Source organism: Streptomyces sp. NPDC091377, from assembly GCF_044757045.1.
Classification (GTDB): Bacteria; Actinomycetota; Actinomycetes; order Streptomycetales; family Streptomycetaceae; genus Streptomyces.
On record NZ_JBIVUE010000006.1, the window covers coordinates 18393 to 35851 of the forward strand.

The window sequence follows — 17459 nt, forward strand, 5'->3', positions numbered from 1 at the left end:
GGACGGACGGCAGTCGAGTGAGCGTGCGGTCCCGCACGGGAGGAGGGTGAAGAGGGTGTGGAGGTGAAGAGGGCATGCCACTGGTCAAGGCTCGAAGGGTCACGGCTCTGTTCCAGCGCCGCTGAGCCGCGCACACCCGCGGAACGGGGTGGGAACGGTGGCCCGCCCAGCCGTTCCGCCCGATGCCCCGGTCATACGTGTAACAGCGAGGTATTAGGGGCTGGTGGGGCGGAACGGCCTGCCGGGTCGGGGCGGTCCTGGTGTTCAGAAACGGTCGCTCGTATTGACCCGCCGTTCAGATCAGGACCGAGCGGCCGAGTCGACCGGCACCACCGACCGATACCGAGGGAAGAGAAAAACCATGCGCGTTCGCAAGCTCACCGTCGTCGCCCTGGCCGTCGTCGCGGGCCTCTCGCTCACCGCCTGCCAGAACGACGACATGGCCGTCGGAGGCAACGACCGGCAGACCTCCGCCGCCAAGGACTCCTCGGAGCAGAGCAACGGCAAGGACGCCGCCGCGAACGGCTCCGACGGCCAGGGCACGGCGTCCGGGACGGACTCCGGCGACAACGATGCCGCGTCCGGCGACTGCCGTACCGACGAGCTGGAGATCACGGCGACGGACAGCACCATCGGCGGCGATGAGGAAGGCACCGTCGGCGTCACCTTCAAGAACGGCGGCGGCCGGGAGTGCTCGCTCTCCGGGTACGCGGGTGTCGACCTGGAGACCAGCGAGGGAACGCTGTCCGCCGAGCGCAGCGGCGAGGAGACCACCCCGGTCGTCCTCAAGGACGGCGAGGAGGTGCACTTCGGCGTCCAGTACCCGCTCAACGAGTCGGGCGGCTCCGGCGTCCGGATCACCGGGCTGGTCGTGACCCCGCCGAACGAGACGAAGTCGGTCACCCTCGACTGGCCGGGCTCCGCCACGCTGCCCGTCACCGAAGGCGGCGGCTCCTCCGTGACGGTCGGCCCCCTCGGCGGCATCGGTCAGGGTGGCTGACCCCCGCGCGCACCCGGTCGCCGCAGTCACCCGGTCAGCGCGGCCACCCCGTCAACGCACCGGATCACGCCGTACGACCTCGCCCCGCTCGTCCGCCTCCAGCGATGCCGCGCCCTTCGGGCCGGTCACCGAGACCCGGATCTTCAACGCCTCGGTGAGACCGTCCGCCGTGAGCTGCCAGCTCTCCGGCGAGCCCGTTCCCAGCGACGTCCCGGCCTCCTCCACCAGTGCCGGTATGCGGTCGAAGGGCAGCGCGTACGGGTCGAAACCCGGGGCCTTCGTCCCCGCGGCGGCGTACAGGATCGCCACGGTGTGCTCCTGCACGACGACACTGGTCGCCCGGCGCTGCGGCCCTTCCACCGCCTCGGCCAGCGACTCCACCGCCCACCGCAACTCACCCTCGTCCCGCAGCGACGCGTCCCGTTCCACGGTGAGCGTCGCGGACGACGACGACACCGACGTGCTGTACGAGGGTGTCCCGTCCCAGTCCGGCCGGCTCTCCCCGTCGGACAACTCCCCCCGCACCAGCCCGATCACGACCGCCGCCCCCACCACGAAGCCGGCGATCCCGACCGGCCAGAACACCCCGCCCCGCGACGGCTCGCGCACCCACTCCGACTCCGGCGCCGAGTCGATTCCCGCCCCCGCAGCCCGCTCCTCCCACTCCGCCGACGGCCGCCGCACCAACGCCACCCGCCACAACCGCTCCGGCGCGTACTCGACCACCACGATCCGACCCGGGCGGTAGTCCGGCAGGTCGACCAGGTTCACCTGTTCCCTGATCGCCACCCGGTAGGGCCGCCCGTCGTCCGGTACGACCGTCAGATCGAACCGCACCGGTACGTCGCCGGCCCCCTCCCCGACCGCCCGCACGCTCTCGACCCGCGCCAGGGTGGTACGGCGTTCCACCGCCGCCTCCCGGGCCCGCGCCGGCTTCCCGGCGACCACCAGCAGCGCCCCGTAGGCGAGCGGCAGGACGAGCCCCGCCACGAACAGCGGCACGTTCTCGACGACCGTGCCGAGGACCAGCGCCGCCAGGGTCGCCCCCGTCACCCCGGCCGTCACGAACCCCCGCGCCTGCCCGGCGGGACCGGCCTTGCGTACCACCGGCCCGTCCTCTGTGATCGTCATACGCGCGATTGTGCCGACGCCGGGTGCCCGCCGACAGTCCCTACGACCACCTCCGCCCACACCGTCTTCTTCGGATACGGCGCCGACGACACCCCCCACCGGGTCGCCAGCGCGTCCACGAGCATCAGCCCGCGCCCCGACTCGGCGTCCTCCGCCGCCGTGTCGAGCTTCGGCAGCAGGTGACCTTGTGTGTCCGTCAGCTCGATCCGGAGCGTCTCCCGCACGATGAACAGGGTCATACGGAAGTCACGCCCCGTCACCCGCCCATGCGTCGCCGCATTTGCCGCCAGCTCGGCGACGATCGCGCAAGCCGGATCCAACGGCACCTCCCAGAGGCGGAGTTGACCGACGGCAGCCCGTCGTGCCAGGTGAGCGCCCCGAGGCGTGGTGGGAAGCCGCATGCTGAAGTTGCGGAAAGGGGGGATGAGGGCGAATCCGGTGCCCGCGGTTTGTTCATTCACGTGACCCAGAGTGGCGAGGCGTGCGTACGGTGAACAGTGACCGTAGATGTGCGTAGAGTCACTGTCCGGCGCTTGTCCGGGCATGTCGAATCTGTCGGGAGGTGCGCGATGTCGGTCGAAGTGGCCGAAGCGGACGAGTCGGGGTGGGATGTCGATCCGGACGATGACTGGGGTGTCGCTGTCATCGCTGCGGTGGGGCGGCAGTTGCGTCTCAGGCGTGAGGCCGTAGGAATGAAGGTGCCCGACTTCGGCAAGGCGATCGGGTACGGGGACGACCTCATCTACAAGGTCGAGAGCGGGAAGCGGATCCCCCGGCCGGAGTATCTGGACAAGGCGGACGAGGAGCTTGGTGCCGAGGGCCTTATCTCCGCCATGAAGGAGGACGTGGCGAAAGTCCGGTACCCCAAGACCGTAAGAGACTTGGCGGCGATGGAGAGCCGGGCGGTTGAGATAGGGGTGTACGAGTGCAGCCACATTGCGGGGCTGTTGCAGACGCCTGACCATGCACGGGTGCTGCTGGAATCGTGGCTGCCCGCCTACTCGCCGAAAGACTTGGAGCGACGAGTGGCGGCTCGCGTGGCCCGGCAGTGCGTGTTTGATCGGGCACCCGCGCCCGCTCTCGGATTCGTCCTGGAAGAGGCGACGCTCCGGCGACGGGTTGGCGGCACAATGGTGAGGCGACAACAGTTCGAACGCCTTCTGGAGCTAGGCAGGTTGAACAACGTCACACTCCAGGTGATGCCCATGGACAGCGGGGCGCACTCAGGCATGGGTGGAAGGATCGAGTTGCTGAAGTTCGCTGATGGGACAGGCGTTGGACGCTCTGACGGGGCTTTCAGCGGTCGTCCAGTCGGCGATCTGAGGCAGCTGAGGATCTTGGAGCTGCGTTATGGCACGATCCGGGCGCAGGCTCTTCCTCCCGAAGAGTCGCTGGCCTTTATCGATCAACTGCTGGGAGAGACATGATCCGCGAGTCCACAATCGGAAACGCTTCCGAACTGATGTGGTTCAAGAGCAGCTACAGCGGTGGCCCTGACGGTGACTCCTGCGTCGAGGTCGCCCATAGCCCCGCCGCCATCCACGTCCGTGACTCCAAGCAGACCCACGGACCTCAGCTCGCCCTTACTCCCACCGCCTGGGGCGTCTTCGTGGGTTACGCCCAGGCTTGAGCATCGCGTCGGCTGTCCTCCGGGGGTTCCCGGGGGACCGTCGGCGCCCTCGGTCACCGTGAGGCCACAACCTCATCAAGCATCTGCTGGGGGAAGAATGATTCACAGTCCATCGGCTGGGAACACGGATCCGATGTGGTTCAAGAGCAGCTACAGCGACACCAGCAACCCCAACGATTGCGTAGAAGTCGCCCGCACACTCACCGCCATCCACGTCCGCGACTCCAAGCAGACCGACGGCCCTCGGCTCAGGCTCGTCCCCACTGCCTGGGCCGTCTTCGTCAGCTATGCCCGGAACTGAATCACCACGTCGGCCATCCCGGGGGGATGCATGATCCACAGTTCATCGGCTGGGAACGCGTCGGACCTGACGTGGTTCAAGAGCAGCTACAGCAGCGGCAGTGAAGGCGACTCCTGCGTCGAGGTCGCCTTGAGCTGGTTCAAGAGCAGCTACAGCAGCAGCGGTGACGGCAATGATTGCGTCGAAGTCGCCCTGGACTGGTGGAAGAGCAGCTACAGCAGCAGTAGTGAGATCGACTCCTGCATAGAGATCGCCCGCACCCCCGCCACCATCCACATCCGTGACTCCAAGCAGACCCACGGCCCCCGGCTCACCCTCACCCCCGCCGCCTGGGGCGTCTTCGTGGGTTACGCCCAGAACTGAAGCAGCGCGTCGGCCGTCTCCCCGGGGCGTTCCACGTTCGGGGAGTGGTCGGCGCCCTCGATCACCACCTGATCGGCGCCGAGACGGACGGCCATGTCGGTCTGCCACTCCACCGGCCACGCATAGTCCCCGCGGCCGGCCACCACCAGCTTGGGCAACTCGGCGGCGGCCAGTTCCGCCACCCGGTCCGGCTCGGAGAGCAACTGGCGGCCGGTCGCCGTGATCTGCTCCGTCCTCGTGTTCATCCACCGGCGCCGCAGGAACTCCGTGATCGCCGGAGGCAGATCCGCGTCCCGGGTCTCCTCCTTGCGGATCTCCTCCCACACCGCTTCCTTGCCCAGCACAGGCAGCCACTCGATCAACAACTGGATCCGCTTCTGCTGACTCGGCTGGATCGCGGCGGGGCCCGAGCCCATCAAGGTCAGGGACGCCCACGGGTACGGCGCAGCGCACGCCAGCACCGCCGCCCTGGCGATCAGCGCCCCCATGGAGTGGCCCACCAGATGGACGGGACCGTCGTCCAGGGCCGTCGTCCAGGCCAGGACATCCGCTGCCAACCCGGCCTGGGCATACGCCGATTCGTCCGCCGGGCCCGCCGACTCGTGCTGACCCCGGCCGTCCACCGCCACCACCCGGTACCCGCCCGCACTCAGCGGTTCGAGCAGAGGGAGATAGTCCTCCTTGCTGCTGAGGAAGCCCGGGACCAGCAGCACCGACCCCGCGTACGGCACATCCCGCGGCGGCGCGCTGTCCAGGGCGGCGAAAACGCCTCGGTCCGTTTCCATCCGGCACGCACGGGTGCGGGGCGGCAACGCGAGGCTCGGAGGTCGGCTCATGCGGGGGAGGTTACGGGACCGGTGCCGTACGGGCCGCCGGGGCGAACTCCTGTTGCAGCCGGGCCAGGAACCCGTCCACCGCGCCGAGTGCCCGGTGCGGGGCGAGGCCGGTCGAGAGGCGTCGTACATAGTCCCGGGCCCGGCGGGAATCGACGTCCCGCAGGATGTCCAGGGCCCGATGACCCGCGGCGAGACTCTGCTCCAGGTCACGCGCCTGGAGATGGGCCGTGGCGACAACGGTCAGGCGCAGGCCCACCGAACGGGTGAACGCGTTGGGCGCCATCGCGGACGCCTGTTCGTGCCAGGACAGACACGCGCGGACGTTCCCCAGATCCCGGTGGATCTCGGCGGCGTCGGCGGCGAGCCGGGGGCGGGTGAAGAAGTCGATCCACTCCGGGGTGCCGTGGGCACTGGGCTGGTCCAGCAGGCGTTCGGCGGCGCTCAGGGACCGTCCCGCGGCACCGGCGTCTCCGTCACGGGCGTGCGCGCGGGCCTCCACCAGCTTCGCGAACCCCCGTACCCGGGGGTGGGCGCGGTGGCGGCCCGCGTCCAGCGCGGCGGCGGTCAGGGCGAGGGCGGCGCGCGGACGGCCGTAGAGCGTGGTGTGCAGGGCGGTGGTCGTCAGGACGTACGTCATCAGGTCGGGGTCGTCCGCCGCGCGGGCCCAGAACAGGGCCCGGTCGAGGTGGCGGCGGGCGGTGGTGTGATGGCCCGTGTCCAGCGCCGCCCAGCCCGCGAGACGGGCCAACTCCGCGCTCACCGCGCACAGTTCGCGCTCCCGCGACTCCGTCAGGGCCCGGCCCAGCAGGGGTCGTACCCACTGGTCGAGGAGATGTGCCGCCGCCTGGGCCTGGTCGCTGCCGCCGCCGTGGCGGGAGTCGGCGTGCCGGACGGCGGCCACCGCCCGGTGCAGCGCCGCCGTCTCCTCCCGGCTCACCTCACGGCGACCCCACGACGGAGGCGACTGGGGTGGCGGGGGGAGCGCGGCGGCCATGGCGCCGCCGCCCGCCGCCGAGAGGATGCCCCGGCGGTCCGGACGGTGCATCGCTGACCTCCGATCGCAAGCCTGTCGAGCCGAGCCGAGCCGAGCCAATCCGGATCAATCCGAGCCGATCCAATTCCGGTCAATCCGAGCCGAGTCAGTCCCGATCAATCCGATCCGATCCGAGCCGAGCCGAGCCGGGTCGGACGGGTCGTGGGTGGGGCGCGCACCCGCGCGCGGGTCACGCCGCCGTCGCCAACTCCCTGGCAAGGCCCCGCACCTCATGGACGTACGCCGTCACCGTCGGCTCGCGGCGCCACGGTGCCAGGGAATCGGTGTAGATCTTCAGATAGTCCAGGCCCCGCACGCTCTGGAGGCGGGAGAACAGGCGCAGGGACTCGCCGCCGAGGCGCAGGGAGTGGTCCAGTTCCCCGGCCTGCGCGTGGGCCGTGGCCAGCACGGAGAGCCGGATGCCGCGCGAGCGGGCGTACGCGTCACCCGGCATCGCACCCAGCGCGTGCCAGTCGAACGTGGCCCTGGGGCTGCCCAGATCACGGAAGATCTCCGTCGCGTCGGTGACGATCCGCTGCCGGGAGAAGAACTCGATCCAGGTCCGTTCCCCGGCCCCCTCCGCCGTGCCCCGCTCCTGGAGGCGTTCCGCCAGGGAGAGACAGGCCGCCGCCGAGCGGGCGTCCCGCTGCCGGGCGTGGGCGCGGGCCTCGATGAGCTTCGCGAAGCCCAGCACCCGGGGATCGGCCGTCGGGACCCGCTCGTACGCGCCCTGGGCCATGTCGATCGCCTGCGAGACGAAGCCCCGCATCAGCGCCTGCATCGCCATCGTGCTCAGCACGTACGAACCGAGGTGGACGTCGCTGCCCGCCTTCGCCAGCCGCAGCGCCTGGATGAAGTGGCGCTGCGCCACCTGGTGCTGACCCGCGTCGAAGGCGGTCCAGCCGGCCAGCCGGGCCATCTCGGCGGTCACCGAGAAGAGTTCCCGGCCGTCGCGCTCGGTGTACCGGCCGCCCAGCAGGGGGGTCACCCGTTCGTAGAGGTAGGCGGTGAGCGACTGGGACTTCCAGGTCGCCCCGCCGAACCGGGAGTCCCACACGCGGGCCGAGTCGGCCGCCGCCCGTAGCTCCTGGATGTGCGACGGGCCCACCGAGATCCGCCCGGAGGGCGGGGTGACGGGTTCGGTCGGGTTGATCAGCCACCGGGTCACGGGCTCCGTGAAGGCCGAGACGACGAAGGGCGAGGAGGCGAGGAAGGTCCGCCGGTTCAAGGTGCTCCAATACGACGATGCTTCGGTGATCGCGTCGCGCTGGCCCCTCGGGAAGCCCAGACCGGAGTCCTGGTCCAGCCGGCCGGGCCGCTCCATGCCGATCTCGCCCAGCCCCACCGGCCTGCCCAGTCCCTCGGACAGGACCTCGCACAGATGCCGGGGCACCGGCCAGCGCGGGTGGACCCCGCGACGGCACCAGTTGGCCACGGAGGTGTGGGTGTAATCGCTGGTGATTCCGTTCGACCCGCAGATCTGGTTGAGGCGGTGGGCGAGCCTCTTGTGGCTCATCCCGGATTCCTCGATCATGCTTTCCAGTCGGATGTTCCGCTGGGGCCGGGAATTCCTTCCCGGCACGGCCGCTGCGGTCATGTGCGCCTCCTCCTCCGAGGGCCCCGTCGACGCTCTGACGCCAGGATAGCCAGGGGGAGTTGACGTGAGCGTCCCCCTCGATTTGTGAGCCCCCTCGTGAGCCCTCCCGCCTCTTCCGGGCCGTCTGATCTGCTGATGAAAAGCCCGCCGAAGCCCTCCAGACCATTCGGGGGATGGGGCGCTGGGGGGTTTTCCGAATGGAGGCAGAGAATGGGGAAGATCGGTCACTGGAATTCGGGTCGCCCGGCACTTTTCCCGCCGTGGCCCCCGCTCTCCGTCCTGCTGGCGATGACCCTGCTGCTGACCGTCTGCGCGTCGCTGACCGGCGGGTTCGCGGTGCCGCCGCTGCCCGTGCCGCTGCTCGGCGCCCTGGCGCTGCTCACCCGGCTCTCCCCATGGGCGGTACCTTCGTGCTCTCGCCGACGAGGAGTGTGAACGTGACCAGCAAGTACGTGCGGCCCGCGGCCGAGGGTGCCGACCCGTTCGGGACGGCCCGGCTGCGGCGCGGGGTGCTCGACGCCTGGGCCACCAGCCCGGCCCGGTTCCGGGAGGACGCCAACGCCGAGGAAGACCTGGTCCTCGGCGGCTACCGGGACCGGCTGGTGATCGAGCTGGCGCAGAACGCGGCCGACGCCGCCGCCCGCGCCGGAGTGCCGGGCCGGCTCCGGCTCACCCTCCGCGACGATGTCCTCGTCGCCGCCAACACCGGGGCCCCGCTGGACGAGGCCGGGGTGGAGTCCCTGTCCACCCTGCGGGCGTCCGCGAAGCGGGACTCCGCGTCCGAGCCCTCGGGCAGCGACGGGACGGTGGCCGTCGGACGCTTCGGGGTCGGCTTCGCCGCCGTGCTGGCCGTCACCGACGAGCCCGCCGTCGTCGGCCGCCACGGCGGGGTGCGCTGGTCGCTCGCCGAGGCCCGGGAACTGGCGGCCGGGACAGCGGCGGGCCGGGGGCCCGCGGCCGGGGGGACGGCGGGCCGGGACGGTGACGGCAGCGCCGGCCTCGGGGACGAGATCCGCCGCCGCGACGGCCATGTCCCGCTCCTGCGGCTCCCCCTGCCCGCCGAGGGCACCGCGCCCGACCCGTACGACACCGCCGTCATCCTGCCGCTGCGCGACACCGCCGCCGCCGACCTCGCCGAACGGCTGCTCGCCGCCGTGGACGACGCCCTGCTCCTCGCCCTGCCCGGCCTGGAAGAGGTCGTGGTGGAGGTGGGGGCCGGGGAGCCGCGTACGCTGCGGCGCGGCGCGGACGGCGCGCTGATCGTCGTGGACGACTCCCGGGACGGGACCACACGGTGGCGGACGGCCGCCGCGCACGGGCCCCTGACGGCCGACCTGCTCGCCGACCGGCCCGTGGAGGAGCGGCTGCGGCCCCACTGGTCCGTGACGTGGGCCGTGCCGGTGGACCCGGACGGCGCCCCGGCCACCCCCCGCACCAGCCCCGTCGTCCACGCCCCCACCCCCAGCGACGAGCCCCTCGGCGTGCCCGCGCTGCTCATCGCGTCCTTCCCGCAGGACACCACCCGCCGCCACACCGCGCCCGGCCCCCTCACCGACTTCCTGGTGCAGCGGGCGGCCGACACGTACGCCGAACTCCTCGCCGACTGGCGCCCGGTCAGCGACGGTCTCATCGGCCTCGTCCCCGGCCCGCTCGGCAGGGGCGAACTCGACGGCGCCCTGCGTGGGGCCATCCTCGACCGCCTTCCCCGTACGGCCTTCCTGCCTCCCGCCGCACGGCCCGTGGAGGAGGACGACCCCGAGGCCCTGCGCCCCCGCGACGCCGAGGTGGCCGAGGGCGCGGGCGCGGACACGGTACGGGTGCTGGCGGAGGTGCTGCCGACCCTGCTCCCGGCGGGCCTGGAACGCCGGGTCGAACTGCGCACCCTGGGCGTGGCCCGCGTCCCCCTGACGGACGCGATCGACCGCCTCGCCGGGCTGGAGAAGGAACCGGACTGGTGGCGCCGTCTGTACGACAGCCTGGCGGGCGTCGACCCCGACCGGCTGTCCGGCCTCCCCGTCCCGCTCGCGGACGGCCGTACGACGATCGGGCCGCGCCAGGTGCTGCTGCCGAGCCCGGACGCGGCGGGCCTGGACCCGGAGAGCCTGGCCCGGCTCGGCCTGAAGGTCGCCCACCCGGACGCGGCCCACCCGCTCCTGGAGAAGCTCGGCGCGCTGCCCGCGACGCCGCGCGCGGTGCTGACCACCCCGCAGGTGCGGGCGGCGGTCGCCGCGTCCCTGGACGACGACGGCGCCGCGCTGGACTGGGAGCGGGAGACGCCGGACGCGGAGGAACTGGCGGACACCGTGCTGACCCTGGTGCGGGCGGCGGGACTGGAGCCCGGCGACGAACCGTGGCTGGGCGCCCTGGCCCTCCCCGACGAGGAGGGCGAACTGGCCCCGGCGGGTGAACTGGTCCTGCCCGGCAGCGCCTTCGCGGAGGTCATGCGCCCGGACGAACTCGCCTTCGTGGACGCGGAACTGGCGGCGAAGTGGGGCGGGTCCCCGCTGGCGGCGTGCGGAGTCCTCGCCGACTTCGCGCTGGTCCGCGCGACGGACGTGGTCCTGGACCCCGACGAGTTGGAGCCGAGGGAGGGGGACTACGCGGAGCCGGACGACGCGGGCCTGCTGGACGCCGTCGACGTCTGGTCCGAGGACATCCTCGACCGCTTCCCCGACTCGCCGGTCCCGCCGGTGGCGACGGAACTGATCGCCGTACGGGACCTGGACCTGGTGGACGACGAGAAGTGGCCCCAGGCCCTCCGGCTCCTGGCCCGCCCGCCGCTGCGGGACGCCCTGACGCAGCCGGTCCGCGTCCTCCTGCCCGACGGCACGCACGACGTCGTCCGCCCATACACGGCCTGGTGGCTGCGCGGCCACCCCGTCCTGGACGGCCGCCGCCCGGCGGGCCTGCTGGCGAGCGGCGGGGACCCGCTGCTGCGCGGCCTCTACGACGAGGCCGACGCGACCGGCTTCGACGACGAACAGGTCCTGCGCGCCCTGGGTGTCCGCACCTCCGTCGCCGCCCTCCTGGACGAACCGGGCGGAGCGGCGGAACTGCTGGACCGTCTCGCCGACCCCGACCGCGAGGTCACCGGCGCGCAATTGCACGCCCTGTACGGGGCGTTGGCGGACCTGGACCCGGATCAGGTGACCCTGCCGGACGAGGTGCGGGCGGTGGTGGACGGCGAGGTGAAGGTGGTCGACGCGTCGGACGCGATGGTGGTCGACTCCCCGGACCTCCTCCCCTTCACCGACGGCATCCCCCTCCTGCCGGTCCGGCCCGCCCGGGCCGCCGAACTGGCGGACCTCTTCCAGGTCCGCCGCCTCAGCGAGTCCGTGACGGCCGCGATCGACACGGAGGGCGTCGAACACGAGGTCCCCGACCCGGTCCGCGTCCTGCTGGGCCCGGCCACCCCCGCCTCGTACATCGAGCACGAGGAACTCTTCGTGGACGGCCGGGAACTCGACTGGCGCCTGACCCCCGACGGCACCCTCCACGCCGCGACCCTGGAGGGCGTCGCCGCCGGCCTCTCCTGGGCCGCCGCCCAATGGCCCCGCCGCTTCGAGGTGGCAGCCCTCCTGGAGGACCCGTCCCGCACCCAGGAACTGGCCCGGGACCGCTGGTTCGACTGACGCGAGCCGCCCACCGTCCGTGATCTTTCACGGGCGGCTCATTCCCTACGCCTTGGCGGCCCCCCTGCCGCCAAGGCACGCAGGCAGTGGCCACAGCGCCCTGTCGAAAACCGGTCGCAGAATCTTCATTTTCTCGTACAACCATTCACGCGTGTCACGAATCTCACTCGGTGAGTCAACAGGCTCTTTGATCATCTCGGGTCCCGCGCGTGACCGCGCGCCACAGGCATCGCGACCGGCGGGACCCCCATGCTTCTGGGGGAAGCACATGCACAAGCGGGTCACTCTCGGTGTCGTCGTCAGCGGCGCCCTGGCCCTGTCCGTCCTCGCCGTCCCGGCCGCGCAGGCCGACGGCGAGCCCACCGGCTCGAAGATCTCCGCGAAGACCGCGGACGCCGTGCGCGGCACGTCCGCCGACGCCCAGAGCACGCTCCGTTCCTCGGCCGCCGCGGCGCCGCTGGACATCACGTACTCGAACTACAAGGTCGCCAAGGCGATCAAGGTCGGCACGACCGCCGTGGTCTCCACGACGGTCAGCTACAAGATCACCCACAGTGCGGACCTCATCGAGGGCGTGGACTTCCTCACCAACCCGTACCTCTACAAGGGTGACTTCGACTTCCCCGACCACATCATCCCCTCGTTCTACGCCGCGGACTGCACCTACACCTCGGCGACCACCGCCAACTGCAGCGCCGCGATCGACATCGACCCGACCTACAACCTGATCAACTCCGACGCCGGCACCTGGCGGGGCGGGGCGATCTCGTTCAACGAGGACGAGACCCAGGACGCCGACAAGGGCGCCCTCGGCACCACGCTGGTCCAGCGCAACTCCAAGCTGACCGTCAACGCCTCCCCCGAGCCCGTGAAGAAGGGCAAGACGATCACGGTCACCGGGAAGCTGTCGCGGGCCAACTGGGAGACCGGCAGCTACGCCGGGTACGCGTCGCAGTCGGTGAAGCTGCAGTTCCGTAAGAAGAACGCCAGCAGCTACACCACGGTCAAGACGGTCAAGACCAACTCCAAGGGTGAGCTGAAGACGACCGTCAAGGCGTCCCAGGACGGGCACTTCCGGTACGCCTTCGCCGGGACCAGCACCACCCCGGCCGTCAACGCCACCGGTGACTACATCGACGTGAAGTAGTACAGAACAGCAGTACACCTCACCTGCGCAGCCGGGCCGTCTCCTCCAGAGGCGGCCCGGTCTCGTGTTCCGCGGGCTTCACGCCGGGAACCGGCGGTCCACCCACCGCCACAGCAGTTCCAGTACCGCCGCCGCCCCCGCCGCGACCCCGACCGCGATCCACGGCATCGTCGTGCCGACCAGCTTCAGCGCGAAGAAGGTCTGGAGCCAGGGGACGACGAGGACGATCAGGAAGGCCGCGCCCATCGACGCCACCAGGGCCACCCGCCACCAGGTGTACGGGCGGGCGATGATCACCAGCACCCACATCGAGATCAGGAACAGCGTCAGCGTCGCCGCGCTGGTCTCCGCCTCCAGGGAACCGGGGCCCGTGTAGTAGTGGCGGGCGGTCAGATAGGTCGCGAAGGTGGCCAGGGCCGCCAGGACGCCGCCGGGGATCGAGTAGCGCATCACCCTGCGGACGAAGTGCGGTTTCGCCCGCTCCTTGTTCGGGGCCAGGGCGAGGAAGAAGGCCGGGACACCGATCGTCAGCGTGGACAGGAGGGTGAGATGGCGCGGCAGGAACGGGTACTCGACCTGCCAGCACACCACCAGGATCGCCAGCAGCACCGAGTAGACCGTCTTGACCAGGAACAGCGTCGCCACGCGCGTGATGTTGCCGATCACCCGGCGCCCCTCGGCCACCACGGACGGCAGCGTCGCGAAGCTGTTGTTCAGCAGCACGATCTGCGCCACCGCCCGCGTCGCCTCCGAGCCGGACCCCATCGCCACACCGATGTCGGCGTCCTTCAGCGCCAGGACGTCGTTCACCCCGTCACCGGTCATCGCGACCGTGTGGCCGCGTGACTGCAACGCGCCCACCATGTCCCGCTTCTGCTGCGGGGTGACCCGCCCGAACACCGTGCCCTCGTCCAGCGCCCCCGCCATCCCGTCCGGCTCGGACGGCAGCCGGCGGGCGTCCACGACCGTGCCGGACAGACCCAGCTTCCCGGCCACCGCCCCCACCGACACCGCGTTGTCGCCGGAGATCACCTTCGCCCGCACGTCCTGCTCGGCGAAGTAGCGGAGCGTGTCCGCCGCGTCCGGGCGCAGCCGCTGTTCCAGCACCACCAGCGCCACCGGCTCCGCCCCCGACGCCACCTCCGCGTCGTCCAGCTCCCGCACCGCCCGCGCCAGCAGCAGCACCCGCAGCCCCCGCTCATTGAGCCGCTCGGTCTCCGCGAGCGCCGGGTCCTCCGCGCTCAGCAGCACATCGGGGGCGCCCAGCAGCCACGTACTCGACTCCCCGTCCCCCTCGCTGAAGGACGCCCCGCTGTACTTGCGCGCGGAGGAAAAGGGCAGCGACTCCGTGCAGCGCCACTCCTCGCTGTCGGGGTAGGCGTCGATGATCGCCTTGAGGGAGGCGTTCGGGCGCGGGTCCGACTCGCCGAGCGCACCGAGCACCATGCGTACGTACGTCTCCTCCGCCCCGCCCAGCGGGCGCAGCTCGGTGACGTCCATACCGCCCTCGGTCAGCGTCCCCGTCTTGTCCAGGCAGACCGTGTCGACGCGGGCCAGCCCCTCGATCGCGGGCAGCTCCTGCACCAGGCACTGCTTGCGGCCCAGCCGGATCACCCCGATCGCGAAGGCGACCGAGGTCAGCAGGACCAGCCCCTCCGGGACCATCGGGACGATGCCGCCGACCGTCCGGGCCACCGAGTCCTTGAACGCGTTCTCCTTGACCACCAGCTGGCTGATGATCAGACCGATCGCCGTCGGGATCATCATCCACGTCACATACTTGAGGATCGTGGAGATGCCCGAACGCAGTTCGGAGTGGACCAGCGTGAAACGGGACGCCTCCTCGGCGAGTTGCGCCGCGTACGCCTCACGCCCCACCTTCGTCGCCCGGAACGCCCCACCGCCGGCCACCACGAAACTGCCCGACATCACCGGGTCGCCCGGCCGCTTGACCACCGGGTCGGCCTCACCGGTCAGCAGCGACTCGTCGATCTCCAGCCCGTCCGTCTCGGCGCACACCCCGTCGACCGCGATCTTGTCGCCGGGCCCGATCTCCAGTACGTCGTCCAGCACGATCCCGGACGTCGGCACCTCGGTGGCGGCACCGTCCCGCCGCACCGTCGGACGGACCTCGCCGATCAGCGCCAGCGAGTCCAGGGTCTTCTTCGCCCGCCACTCCTGGATGATCCCGATACCGGTGTTCGCGAGGATCACGAACCCGAACAGGCTGTCCTGGATCGGCGCGACGAACAACATGATCACCCACAGCACGCCGATGATCGCGTTGAAGCGGGTGAAGACATTGGCCCGGACGATGTCGCCCAGGGATCTGCTGCTGCGCACCGGTACGTCGTTGACCTGCCCGCGCGACACCCGCTCGGCCACCTCGGCGGCCGTCAGCCCGGTCGCGCCCTTCGGCACGGGCAGGGGGTGCACAGGATCGAGTTCGGCGCCCGCGTCGGTGTGCGTCATGGCACCGACGTTACGTGCCGCACCGGGCGTTCACCCGCCGAGCCCGCGAAGATCCGACCAGGGGAGGACACCTGTGGTTCCGGGGTCGTACGGGTCGGGGTGGGGGGGGTGGCGGTGGAGTGGGGAAGTGGTGGGTGGGGGGAGTGGTGGGGCTGGTCGGCCGGCTATCCCTCGGTGGCGGTGGCCGACGCCCGCTTGATCGCCTGGTCGCGCTTGCGGACGTACCAGATGCCGATCAGTCCGAGCCCGGCGCCCGCCAGGCAGGTCCACACCCACCAGGTGTGCCCGTGCTCGTCGAACCAGCCGTAGAACGGCAGCTGCACCAGGAAGAGGACGAACCAGAGGATCGTGCCGCCCGTGATGGTGCCGACCACGGGGCCCTCCAGGGGCTCCGGCGCCTCGTGCTTCGGTGTCCACTTCGCCATGGGGACAGCTTACGAGCCACCCGCCCCCGCCCTTCCCTCCCCGGGCGCCCCGCTCATCTACGCGCGGAGATGGCTTATCCCTCCCTCATATGTTCATACTGAAACCGTTTCTTACTGGCCACTTATATTCGTAGGAACCCACATAAGATGAACGGCGCTCTCGACCGCTACTTCAAGATCTCCGAGCGGGGCAGCAGCCTGCCCCGGGAGGTCCGTGGCGGTTTCGCCACCTTCTTCGCGATGGCCTACATCATCGTGCTGAACCCGATCATCCTCGGCAGCGCGAAGGACATGTACGGCCACCAGCTCGACAACGGGCAGCTCGTCACGGCCACGGCGCTGACGGCGGCGTTCACCACCCTGCTCATGGGTGTCATCGGCAATGTCCCGATCGCGCTCGCCGCCGGCCTCGGCGTCAACTCCGTCGTCGCGCTCCAGCTCGCGCCCCGGATGTCCTGGCCGGACGCGATGGGCATGGTGGTGCTGGCCGGTTTCGTGGTGATGCTGCTGGTCGCCACCGGTCTGCGCGAGCGCGTGATGTCCGCCGTGCCCTACGGGCTGCGCAAGGCCATCGCCATCGGTATCGGCCTCTTCATCATGCTGATCGGTCTGGTCGACGCCGGGTTCGTCTCCCGGATCCCGGACGCCGCCCACACCACCGTGCCGCTCCAGCTCGGCGGCGACGGCCACCTCAACGGCTGGCCCGTGCTGGTCTTCGTGCTCGGGGTGCTGCTGACCCTCGCGCTGATCGTGCGCAAGGTGCCCGGCGCGATCCTCATCTCGATCGTCGCCATGACCGTCGTAGCGATGATCATCGACGCGGTCGCGAAGGTCCCCTCCTGGGGGCTGACCAGCCCGAAGTGGCCCGGCAACCCGGTCTCCTCGCCCGACTTCGGGCTGCTCGGCGAGGTCAGCCTCTTCGGCGGGTTCGAGAAGGTCGGCATCCTGACCGGCGTCCTCTTCGTCTTCACCGTGCTGCTGTCCTGCTTCTTCGACGCCATGGGCACGATCATGGGCGTCAGCGACGAGGCCAAGCTGACCGACGGCGAGGGCCAGATGCCCGGCATCAACAAGGTGCTCTTCGTGGACGGCATCGCGGTCGCGGCCGGTGGCGCGAGTTCCTCCTCGGCGACGACCTGCTTCGTGGAGTCCACGGCGGGGGTCGGTGAGGGCGCCCGCACCGGCTTCGCCAACCTGGTCACCGGCGGTCTGTTCACCGTCGCCCTGTTCCTGACCCCGCTCGCCACCATGGTCCCGTCCCAGGCGGCCACCCCGGCGCTGGTCGCGGTCGGCTTCCTGATCCTCGCCGGGTCGATCAAGGAGATCGACTGGGCGGACTACACGATCGCCGTCCCGGCCTTCGTGACCATGCTGATGATGCCGTTCACCTACTCCATCACCAACGGCATCGGCATGGGCTTCCTCACCTTCGTGGTGCTGCGCGTCGCGGCCGGGCGCGCGAAGGAGGTGCCGGTGGCGATGTACGCGGTCGCGGCGGTGTTCGGCTTCTACTACCTGATGCCGGCGTTGGGACTGACCTGAGCCCGAGCCTGGGCCCGAGCCGGTCTGGGTCGAGCCTGACCTGACCTGGGCCTCACCTGGGCCTGGGTCGGGTCTGGGTCTTGGGTCTGAGCCCGGGGCTGGGTCTGGGTCTGAGCCCGGGGCTGGGCCCGGGTCTGGGTCCGGCCCGGCTGCCCGGGGTCAGGTGACCCCGTAGAACCTCTCCGTCTCCTCCACCGCCGTCTTGAAGCGCTGGTCGAAGTCGTCCCGCATGAGCGTCCGGATCACATAGTCCTGGACGCTCATTCCTCTTTTCGCCGCATGGCGCCGGAGCTGTTCGTACAGCTCCCCGTCTATCCGCAGGCTGAGCACGCTGGTCCCCATGGGCACGA

General features: G+C 70.9%; 17 protein-coding genes. 9 read left to right on the top strand and 8 right to left on the bottom strand.

Features of this window, described 5'->3' with window-relative positions; all coding sequences use genetic code 11:
- Positions 1–361: 361 nt before the first annotated feature.
- Positions 362–1000 carry a DUF4232 domain-containing protein gene (locus tag ACIQNG_RS14800; RefSeq protein ID WP_401485139.1) on the top strand — a complete coding sequence of 213 codons (639 nt, stop codon included), beginning with the start codon at positions 362–364 and terminating at the stop codon, positions 998–1000.
- A gap of 51 nt (positions 1001–1051) precedes the next feature.
- Here ACIQNG_RS14800 and ACIQNG_RS14805 read toward each other — a convergent pair whose 3' ends face one another.
- Together ACIQNG_RS14805 and ACIQNG_RS14810 are read right to left on the bottom strand one after the other, a co-directional pair.
- Positions 1052–2131, bottom strand: coding sequence for a hypothetical protein (locus ACIQNG_RS14805; RefSeq protein ID WP_401485141.1), 1080 nt, complete (start codon positions 2129–2131; stop codon positions 1052–1054).
- Positions 2128–2370: an ATP-binding protein gene (locus tag ACIQNG_RS14810; protein WP_401485143.1), complete on the bottom strand. Its 243-nt coding sequence runs from the start codon at positions 2368–2370 to the stop codon at positions 2128–2130. Before ACIQNG_RS14810 ends, ACIQNG_RS14805 begins: the two co-directional genes overlap by 4 nt.
- Positions 2371–2700: 330 nt before the next feature.
- On the opposite strand from ACIQNG_RS14810, the gene ACIQNG_RS14815 reads away from it, so the two are divergent.
- The 4 genes from ACIQNG_RS14815 to ACIQNG_RS14830 all read left to right on the top strand — a co-directional run bounded on the left by ACIQNG_RS14815 (position 2701) and on the right by ACIQNG_RS14830 (position 4425).
- On the top strand, positions 2701–3558 hold the full coding sequence (locus tag ACIQNG_RS14815; RefSeq protein ID WP_401485145.1) for a helix-turn-helix domain-containing protein: 858 nt from the start codon (positions 2701–2703) through the stop codon (positions 3556–3558).
- A complete protein-coding gene (locus tag ACIQNG_RS14820; protein ID WP_401485146.1) occupies positions 3555–3761 on the top strand; it encodes a DUF397 domain-containing protein in 207 nt (68 codons plus the stop codon). The genes ACIQNG_RS14815 and ACIQNG_RS14820 overlap by 4 nt, the downstream gene beginning before the upstream one ends.
- A 97-nt stretch (positions 3762–3858) precedes the next feature.
- Positions 3859–4062: a DUF397 domain-containing protein gene (locus tag ACIQNG_RS14825; protein WP_401485148.1), complete on the top strand. Its 204-nt coding sequence runs from the start codon at positions 3859–3861 to the stop codon at positions 4060–4062.
- 30 nt (positions 4063–4092) lie between these two features.
- Positions 4093–4425 (top strand): DUF397 domain-containing protein, encoded by a 333-nt coding sequence (locus ACIQNG_RS14830; RefSeq protein WP_401485149.1) that lies wholly within the window; start codon positions 4093–4095, stop codon positions 4423–4425.
- Here the strand turns inward: ACIQNG_RS14830 and ACIQNG_RS14835 are convergent.
- The 3 genes from ACIQNG_RS14835 to ACIQNG_RS14845 all read right to left on the bottom strand — a co-directional run bounded on the left by ACIQNG_RS14835 (position 4410) and on the right by ACIQNG_RS14845 (position 7810).
- Positions 4410–5261 carry an alpha/beta fold hydrolase gene (locus ACIQNG_RS14835; protein ID WP_401428256.1) on the bottom strand — a complete coding sequence of 284 codons (852 nt, stop codon included), beginning with the start codon at positions 5259–5261 and terminating at the stop codon, positions 4410–4412. The two genes, ACIQNG_RS14830 and ACIQNG_RS14835, sit on opposite strands and share 16 nt — an antisense overlap.
- 10 nt (positions 5262–5271) lie before the next feature.
- Positions 5272–6306 (bottom strand): sporulation protein, encoded by a 1035-nt coding sequence (locus tag ACIQNG_RS14840; protein ID WP_401485151.1) that lies wholly within the window; start codon positions 6304–6306, stop codon positions 5272–5274.
- A gap of 178 nt (positions 6307–6484) precedes the next feature.
- Positions 6485–7810: a sporulation protein gene (locus tag ACIQNG_RS14845; protein WP_401485153.1), complete on the bottom strand. Its 1326-nt coding sequence runs from the start codon at positions 7808–7810 to the stop codon at positions 6485–6487.
- A 291-nt stretch (positions 7811–8101) separates the two neighbouring features.
- Here ACIQNG_RS14845 and ACIQNG_RS14850 point away from each other — a divergent pair, with 291 nt between their 5' ends.
- The 3 genes from ACIQNG_RS14850 (at position 8102) to ACIQNG_RS14860 (ending at position 12670) form a co-directional block, all read left to right on the top strand.
- Entirely contained in the window at positions 8102–8326 is a 225-nt protein-coding gene (locus ACIQNG_RS14850) for a hypothetical protein (RefSeq protein ID WP_401428264.1), read from the top strand.
- Positions 8287–11523, top strand: coding sequence for a sacsin N-terminal ATP-binding-like domain-containing protein (locus ACIQNG_RS14855; RefSeq protein WP_401485155.1), 3237 nt, complete (start codon positions 8287–8289; stop codon positions 11521–11523). Before ACIQNG_RS14850 ends, ACIQNG_RS14855 begins: the two co-directional genes overlap by 40 nt.
- 268 nt (positions 11524–11791) lie before the next feature.
- The gene (locus tag ACIQNG_RS14860; protein ID WP_401485157.1) at positions 11792–12670 is read left to right on the top strand and encodes a hypothetical protein; all 879 of its coding nucleotides are present in this window, start codon (positions 11792–11794) and stop codon (positions 12668–12670) included.
- 78 nt (positions 12671–12748) lie between these two features.
- Here the strand turns inward: ACIQNG_RS14860 and ACIQNG_RS14865 are convergent, their stop codons facing one another.
- Both ACIQNG_RS14865 and ACIQNG_RS14870 read right to left on the bottom strand, forming a co-directional pair.
- Positions 12749–15142: an HAD-IC family P-type ATPase gene (locus ACIQNG_RS14865; protein WP_401485159.1), complete on the bottom strand. Its 2394-nt coding sequence runs from the start codon at positions 15140–15142 to the stop codon at positions 12749–12751.
- Between the two features lie 164 nt (positions 15143–15306).
- Positions 15307–15567, bottom strand: a complete 261-nt coding sequence (locus ACIQNG_RS14870; RefSeq protein ID WP_401428272.1) for a DUF2530 domain-containing protein — start codon at positions 15565–15567, stop codon at positions 15307–15309.
- 147 nt (positions 15568–15714) lie between these two features.
- Here ACIQNG_RS14870 and ACIQNG_RS14875 point away from each other — a divergent pair, with 147 nt between their 5' ends.
- A complete protein-coding gene (locus tag ACIQNG_RS14875; protein WP_401428274.1) occupies positions 15715–17109 on the top strand; it encodes an NCS2 family permease in 1395 nt (464 codons plus the stop codon).
- Between the two features lie 159 nt (positions 17110–17268).
- Here ACIQNG_RS14875 and ACIQNG_RS14880 read toward each other — a convergent pair whose 3' ends face one another.
- Positions 17269–17457: a ribbon-helix-helix protein, CopG family gene (locus ACIQNG_RS14880; protein ID WP_401485161.1), complete on the bottom strand. Its 189-nt coding sequence runs from the start codon at positions 17455–17457 to the stop codon at positions 17269–17271.
- Positions 17458–17459 lie beyond the last annotated feature (2 nt).